This window comes from Kitasatospora sp. NPDC059812 (genome assembly GCF_042732075.1).
Taxonomy (GTDB): domain Bacteria; phylum Actinomycetota; class Actinomycetes; order Streptomycetales; family Streptomycetaceae; genus Kitasatospora.
This window is the reverse complement of the sequence record NZ_JBHWIO010000048.1, coordinates 58237-65288: the sequence shown is the minus strand read 5'-3', so window position 1 is coordinate 65288 and position 7052 is coordinate 58237. Positions and strand designations below refer to the sequence as shown.

The following is a 7052-nucleotide window of genomic DNA, read 5'->3' as shown; positions in this document are numbered from 1 at the left end:
CCGATACTCCGCATGGACTCCCTCCTCCGCCTTGCGATGCACGCACTCCGACGCCGCGCGCTGATCCGACGTGATCCGAAAGAGAGCCCCTAGTCCCAACGCCGTTCAGTAGTAATCAGGGGCGATCGAGCCGATCTCCGCACAGGGCCTCGACCAGCCGCCGGGCCCGGGTCTCCTCCGAGAGGAGCGTCTCCACCAGCGGCCCGGTTCCCTGCCTGTCCGTGGCGCCGGAGAGGTAGGCCTCGACCGCTCGTGGGTCGGCCGCGAGCGGCACCCGACCGGCGGTGAGCGCGGCGTGGGCCCGGGCGTAGTCCAGGCCGAGCCGGGCCAGCCGCACCCCGCCCGCGTGCCGCTCGGCCGGGTCCGCGCCGCCCTCGCCGGCCAACTGCGGGTGCCGGCAAGCCACTTCGTGCACGGCGAGAACGGCCAGCAGCACGTGCTCGGTGCCGGGCGCACGGCGACCGAGGCGCTGCGCCTGCCCGTCGACCTCCAGCCGGACCCAGGCCATCGGCGCGACCGCGATGTTCATCTTGGCGAAGCCGGGCACCAGCAGCCGCTTCCAGCGCGGCAGCCGGTACGGCGTGCGGCCGAGCAGCGCGTCCCGGGTGGGGCGCAGCAGCGGGTCGAGATCGTCCAGATCGTCGGGGGCGCCGGGGCCGTCCGGCACGTCGGGGGCGCCGGGGCCGTCCGGCGCCCCGAGGCCGACGGGCGCCGCCAGCCGCTCCAGCACCGCTCCCGGCGCGACGCCCGCCGCGTGCAGCAGTTCGGCGGCCCGGGCGTGCGGATCGGCGAGCAGGGCGCGCAACAGGTGTTCGGCGCTGAACTTCCGCTCGCCGTCCTGCCGGGCCCGCTCCATGGCGCCGGCCAGGGCGCGGGCGGCGGCGCCGCTGAGCAGCAGGCCGCGCTCCCCGGTCGGGCCGAGCACGTCGCGGGCCGGCACGCTCGCACCGGCCCCGTCGTCCGAGCCCCAGCGTGCCGTGTCGACCCCGCCCTGGCGGTCGCGCAGGACGGCGAGCAGGGCGGTCGCGGTCGCCCCGGCGGCCGACAGGGCCTCACCGGCCGGGCCCTTCGCCCCGGCGACGGCGGCCAGCAGGTGTTCCGTCCCGAGGCGGCCGTCACCCCCGCCGCGTGCGCCCCGGGCCGCGCCCAGGACGCCGAGCGTGCGCCAGTCCGGTTCCAGCGTCGTCTCCATCCGGCCCCTCCCACCACGATGCTTTGCCCGAACTATATGCCTGCTTTGCTCACCCTTTACACGTGACTGCGCGTCAAGGAAACGTCAGAACCGGCCGGTTCTGGACTCAGGGCGCGGAGGCCGGGTCGGCGGCGCTCACCGGGACGTCCGGGTGGCGGAACCAGGACCCCTGCACCAGCCGCTGCACCAGCATCAGCACCGCGCCGAGCAGCAGCGCGCCCAGCCCGATCACCGTCACCCCGCCGACCCGGCCGATGCCCGGCAGGTCGATCGAGGTGGCACCGTAGTCCGGGTCGGCGTAGACGTCGAAGGCGCCGTAGGCGAAGAAGTACAGCAGCATCAGGCCGCCGGCCAGCGGCAGCACGCCCTTGAAGACGAAGTCCCGGACGCTGCGGGTGAGGACCCGGCGGTAGTACCAGACGCAGGCGAAGCCGGTCAGGCCGTAGTAGAAGGCGATGCCGAGGCCGACCGAGGCGATCGAGTCGGCCAGCACGTTGCCGCTGATCGCGGTGAGCAGGACGTAGAAGGCGATCGACGCCAGGCCCATGGCGACCGTCGACCAGGTCGGGGTCCGGTGGCGCGGGTGCACCCGGGCGAAGCCGGTCGGGATGGCCCGGTGGGTGGCCATCGAGAAGGTGGTGCGGGCGGTGGGCAGGATCGTCGTCTGGGTGGAGGCGGCGGCCGAGGTCAGCACCATCAGGATCAGCAGCCGGCTGAGCACCGCGCCGATCCCGGTGGTGCCGAACACCGCGTCACCGAGGCCGGACAGCACGTCCCCCGAGTGGGCCGGGTTGCCGAGCCCGATGCCGTCCGCGCCGACCCCGGCGAAGGACTGCGCCGAGGTCGCGACCAGGACGTAGATGAGGAGCAGCAGCACGGTGGAGATGACGGCCGCGCGGCCGGGGGTGCGGGCGGAGTCGGCGGTCTCCTCGTTGACGGACACGGCGGTGTCCCAGCCCCAGTAGATGAAGACCGCGGCCAGCATGCCGGCGGTGAACGCCGAGGTCGAGGGCACGTTGAACGGGTTGAACCAGGACGCGTCGACGGGGATGGCCGTCGGGGGCGCGGCGGAGCCGTACGCCTTGACGAGCGCGGTGAGCGAGAAGGCGACCAGCATCACCACCTCGACGGCCAGCAGCCGGCGTTGCAGGGTGGCGGACAGCTCGATGCCGACGTAGCAGATGGCCGTCATCAGGACGATCCACACCACCCCGGCGCTGGTCGTCCACACCCGGCTGTCCGCGAGCGAGTCCAGGCCGACCAGCCGGAAGCCGTACACCCCGGCGATCTGCGCCAGGTTGGCCATCACGATGACGTCGGCGACGACGATGCCCCAGCCGCCCATCCAGCCGGTGCGCGGGCCGAACGCCCGGGCGGCCCAGGTGAAGGTGGTGCCGCAGTCCGGGTCGGCGGCGTTGAGCTCCTTGTAGGCGTAGGCGATCAGCAGCATCGGGATGAACGCCAGGACGGTGACGACGGGCGCCTGGAGGCCGACCCCGACCACGACGATGCCGAGGGTCGCGGCCAGGCTGTAGGCGGGGGCGGTGGAGGCGAGGCCGATGCACACCGAGGACAGCAGGCCCAGGGCGCCGCTCTTCAGGCCCTTCTCGCCCGCACCGGAACCCGTCGGACGGTCGCTCGGACCGCCGGTCGGGGGGCTGGTCGGGGACGCCGGCACTGGCCCCACCCCCTTGAGTGCGCAGCGGGGGCCGCGAGGACCGATCTGGTCGTCTCAGCGTAACGCCGCCCTCGGCGGGCGGCCCGGGGGCGGCGAGCAGGCGGCCTGGGCGCAGGGTTGCCGGGCTTCCGGACTGGACGGACGACGCGCGGCGCGGGCCGTGGTGCGGTCGCGGCGGTGCCCGCCTGGCTCGGCGGGCCCGCTGTCCGAACGGCGACCGCTCCGCCGCCACGGCGCCGCGCGCCTCCTACCTGTTTTCCACCGGTTGCCGAGGGTTCCGGAGTACCGGCCGGAGCCCTGGTCTCGGCGTGGTCCGCCCGCCGGCCCGAAGGCCGGTGAGGGACCGTCTGTGGGGTTTCACCCGAGTTGGTCGAGGCGCAGCCGCGCCACCCGGACCGTCCGGCGCGGCAGGGTGGTGGGCAGGGCCACCAGCAGGGCGGTGGCGGTGAACATCGCGAAGTGCGAGCCCTCCGGCCAGGGCCCGGCCCAGCCCAGTTCGCCGTGCCGGTGCTCGGCGAAGGCGTTGCAGCACAGCCAGGCCGCCAGTCCGATCAGCGGCGCCGCCCGGGGCCGGGAGAAGCCGCCGAGGATCGCGCACAGGCCGAGGTAGGCGACGTAGGCGAGCCCACCGGAGTGCAGTTCGCCGAGCCCGCCGAGGCCCATCGCCAGGACTCCGCCGGCGAGCAGGGCCACCGTGCCCGAGGTCGGGGCGGAGAGCCGCTCCAGGACCGGGTGGTAGCGCCGCCCGCCCGGCCGGGCCGCGTACATCCGCACGCCCTACCCCTTCGCGGCGACGAGTTCGGGCGCCGGGCCGACCGGCAGGTGCCACCGGGTGCGCCGGTGCAGCGCCTCCAGCTCGTGCAGCAGCTCGGGCACCGGGACGGTCAGCACCGGGCAGCCCGCCTCGCGCGCGCAGTGCGCCGTGACCGAGCGCCGCAACCGGCGCCGCAGCAGACTGCCACTCTGGCCGAGAACCAGCAGGTCGTCCGGCCGGTCGGCGGCCTGGACGAGGGCGGGCCCGGTCTCGCCCCTGATCACCAGCGGGCGCAGCGGCACGCCGGGGTCGGCGCCGCCGAACGCCGCGTCGAGGGCGTCCCGCAGCCGCTGTTCGGCCGCCTCCCGCACCGCCGCGAGCAGCGGCGGGCACGGCGAGCGGCGGTAGCCGAGTTCGCCGCCGGGCGGCTCCCAGGCGAGTACCGGGACGAGTTCGGCGCCACGGCTGCGGGCTTCCGCCACGCCGCGGTGCAGGGCGCCGAGGCTGCCGAGCGATCCGCTGACCCCGACCACCACCCTGCCGGTGCCGCTGCCCTGGTACCGCCCGTTGCCGTGCATGGTCCGTCCTCGCGTCGTCGTTCCGGTACCCGGCGTGTCGCCCGGTGTGTCACCTGGCGCGTCACCTGGTGTGTCGTCCTCCACCCAACCGCCGCGCCAGCCGCCCGCCGCCCGTCCTTGACGCCTTCCTGACGCCCCGGGCCGCCTTCCCAACGCGCTCCATACGCCGACCGCCCGCCTGCCTCCCGCCGACACCTGGTTTCACCCGTTCGGCGAAGGCCGGAGGCGGGAGGCGGCGCGGCGGGAGGCGGGAGATGGGAGGCCGCGCGGCGGGAGCCGGAAGCCGCGCGGTGGCGCGACGGCCCGGATGCCGGATCGAGGGCGATCAGCCGTGGCGTCAGGCCGGGGCGCGGGCGAGGTCGAGGGTGTAGGCGGTGCCGCCGGCGGGGGACGGTTCGACGGTGAGCTCGCCGTTCATCGCCTCGACGAAGCCCCGCGCCACGGTGAGGCCGGTGCCGTCGGCGGCCGGGCCGGGGGCCCTCACCCGGAGGTGGATCCGCCCGGCCACCGCGCCCGCGTCCACCAGGGCGGGCGTGCCGGCCCCCGCCAGGACGACCGCGAGGGCGCGTTCCAGCAGCCCGGCGTCGGCGAGCACGGGCGGCAGGCCGTCCGGGAGCGCGAGGCGCACGTCGCGCTGCTCATCGCGCTGCTCGCCGCTCTGCTCGGCGGGCGAGGCGGGCAGGGCGGGCAGGGCGGCCAGCGCGGCGGCGAGCACCGGGGCCAGCGCCGTGGGGCGCAGCAGCACCGGTTGCTCGCCGGCCCGCAGCCGGTCGAGGTCCAGCAGGTCGGCGACCAGACGTTCCATCCGCCGTACCTCGGCGGCGATCCGCCGCCCCGGCGGCCCCGGCAGGTCGGCGGCCTCGCGGCGCAGCGCGGCGAGCGGGGCGCGCAGGTCCTGTCCGACGGCCTCCAGCAGTGCGGTGTGCAGGGCGTCGGTGTGGGCGAGGGTCTCGGCGGCGGCGGCCTGGGCGGCCAGCCGTTCGCGTTCCCGGGCCAGTCGCAGCTGGGTGACGTAGGGGCCGAGCAGTCGGGTGTCCTGCTCGGTGAGCGCCGGTCCGCGCAGGGCCAGGACGGCGTCCGGGCCGAGGTCGACGGCGAGCGAGGCCTCTTCGGGGCGCTGCGGGAGGGCGGTGCCGGAGGCGGCGGTGGGGCGCCAGAACCGGCCGGTGCGGACCAGGACGACGGCGCCCTCCAGGCCGAGCACCTGGCGCAGGTCGGCGATCAGGTCGGGCACTGCGCGGGCGCCGGATTCGACCGCCGCGCCGGCCAGCCGGGCCAGCACCGCCGCTTCGGCGCGGGCCCGGTCGGCCTGCTGGGAGCGGCGGGTGAGGCCGTCGATGAGGTGGGCGATGATCCCGGCGACGGCGAGGAAGAGCAGCAGCGCGGCGAGGTCGGCGCCGCGGGTGACGGCGAGGCTGTGCCAGGGCGCGGTGAAGAAGTAGTCGGCGGCGAGCGCCCCGGCGGCGGTGCTGGCGGCGGCGGGCAGCAGGCCGCCGAGCCGGGCGGTGGCGGCGACGACCAGCAGCAGGCAGAGCAGGGCGCCGGGGAGGGCCAGCGAGTCGCGCAGCGGGGAGAGCGCCCAGGCCAGGGCGGCCGTTGCGGCCGGGCCGGCCAGCCAGGCCAGGCGCCGGCGGCGCGGCGGGACGGCGGCCGGGCGGCGGCGCCGGGGTGCGGGCGGGACGGCCAGCAGGCCGGGTTGGGGCGGGGGGACGACCCGGACGTCGATCGGGCCGGCCAGCCGGATGACGCGGTTGATCACCGAGCCGGAGACCAGTTCGCGCAGGCGGCTGCGGCTGGTCGGCCCGAGCAGGATCTGGGTGGCGCTCTCGGCGTGGGCGAAGTCCACCAGGGCGCGGGCGGCGTCGGTGCCGTCGACCTCGATGTAGCCGCCGTGGAGTTCGTGCAGCAGGGCGCGCTGGCCGGCGAGGGCGGGCGGCTCGTGGACGGTGGCGCCGTCGTCGGGCCGGACGTGCACGCCGATCAGGTCGCCGTGCACCCGGGTGGCGGTGCGGGCGCCGCGGCGGATCAGGTGCTCGCCCTGCGGGGCCCCGTTGAGGGCGACGACGATGCGTTCCTTGGTCTCCCAGGGCGCCCGGATGCCGTGCCGGGCGCGGTAGTCGGCGAGTTCCTCCTCGACCCGGTCGGCCAGCCAGAGCAGGGCGAGTTCGCGCAGGGCGCCGAGGTTGCCGGCCCGGAAGTAGTGGTCCAGGGCGACGTCGATCCGGTCGGGCGGGTAGATCGCGCCCTGGGCCATCCGGGTGCGCAGGGCCTGCGGGCTGAGGTCGACGAGTTCGATCCGGTCGGCGGCGCGGACCACCTCGTCGGGGATCCGCTCGCGCTGGGCGACGCCGGTGATCTGTTCGACGACGTCGTTGAGGCTCTCCAGGTGCTGGATGTTGACGGTGGTGGCCACGTCGACGCCGGCGTCGAGGAGTTCCCGGACGTCCTGCCAGCGTTTGGGGTGGCGGCCGCCGGGGGCGTTGGTGTGGGCGAGTTCGTCGACGAGCGCGAGCTGCGGGCGGCGGGCGAGCAGGGCATCGACGTCGAGCTCGGTGAGGGTGGTGCCGCGGTGGCCGACGGTGCGGCGGGGCAGTACGGGCAGGTCCCCGAGCTGGTGTTCGGTGCCCCGGCGGCCGTAGGTCTCGACCAGTCCGACGACGACGTCGAGGTCTTCGTCGTCGCGCAGTCGGCGGCCCTCGGCGAGCATGGCGTACGTCTTGCCGACCCCCGGCGCAGCCCCCAGGAACACCCGCAGTCGTCCGCTCACCGCCGTGCCGCCACCTCCTCGGTGTCCATGCTCCGCCGGGGCGCCGGGGTGCGCGAGGGGGCGGGCGCTCCGGCGAGGTGGCG

At 76.2% G+C, this 7052-nt stretch carries 5 protein-coding genes; all 5 read right to left on the bottom strand.

Annotation, left to right across the window (positions count from 1 at the left end; all coding sequences use genetic code 11):
- Window positions 1-115 precede the first annotated feature (115 nt).
- Window positions 116-1192, bottom strand: coding sequence for a Clp protease N-terminal domain-containing protein (locus ACFV6D_RS23245; RefSeq protein WP_380430896.1), 1077 nt, complete (start codon window positions 1190-1192; stop codon window positions 116-118).
- 106 nt (window positions 1193-1298) lie between these two features.
- Window positions 1299-2870: an APC family permease gene (locus ACFV6D_RS23240; RefSeq protein WP_380430893.1), complete on the bottom strand. Its 1572-nt coding sequence runs from the start codon at window positions 2868-2870 to the stop codon at window positions 1299-1301.
- A gap of 357 nt (window positions 2871-3227) precedes the next feature.
- Window positions 3228-3644, bottom strand: coding sequence for a hypothetical protein (locus ACFV6D_RS23235; protein WP_380370092.1), 417 nt, complete (start codon window positions 3642-3644; stop codon window positions 3228-3230).
- Window positions 3645-3647: 3 nt separating this feature from the next.
- Window positions 3648-4202, bottom strand: coding sequence for a universal stress protein (locus ACFV6D_RS23230; protein WP_380425968.1), 555 nt, complete (start codon window positions 4200-4202; stop codon window positions 3648-3650).
- Window positions 4203-4539: 337 nt separating this feature from the next.
- Window positions 4540-6969 carry a DUF4118 domain-containing protein gene (locus ACFV6D_RS23225; RefSeq protein ID WP_380560997.1) on the bottom strand — a complete coding sequence of 810 codons (2430 nt, stop codon included), beginning with the start codon at window positions 6967-6969 and terminating at the stop codon, window positions 4540-4542.
- Window positions 6970-7052 lie beyond the last annotated feature (83 nt).

Bases quoted from the DNA above. Each gene is read 5' to 3' on its own strand.
- ACFV6D_RS23230 (WP_380425968.1), bottom strand. From the start codon at position 4,202: ATGCACGGCAACGGGCGGTACCAGGGCAGCGGCACCGGCAGGGTGGTG.
- ACFV6D_RS23245 (WP_380430896.1), bottom strand. From the start codon at position 1,192: ATGGAGACGACGCTGGAACCGGACTGGCGCACGCTCGGCGTCCTGGGC.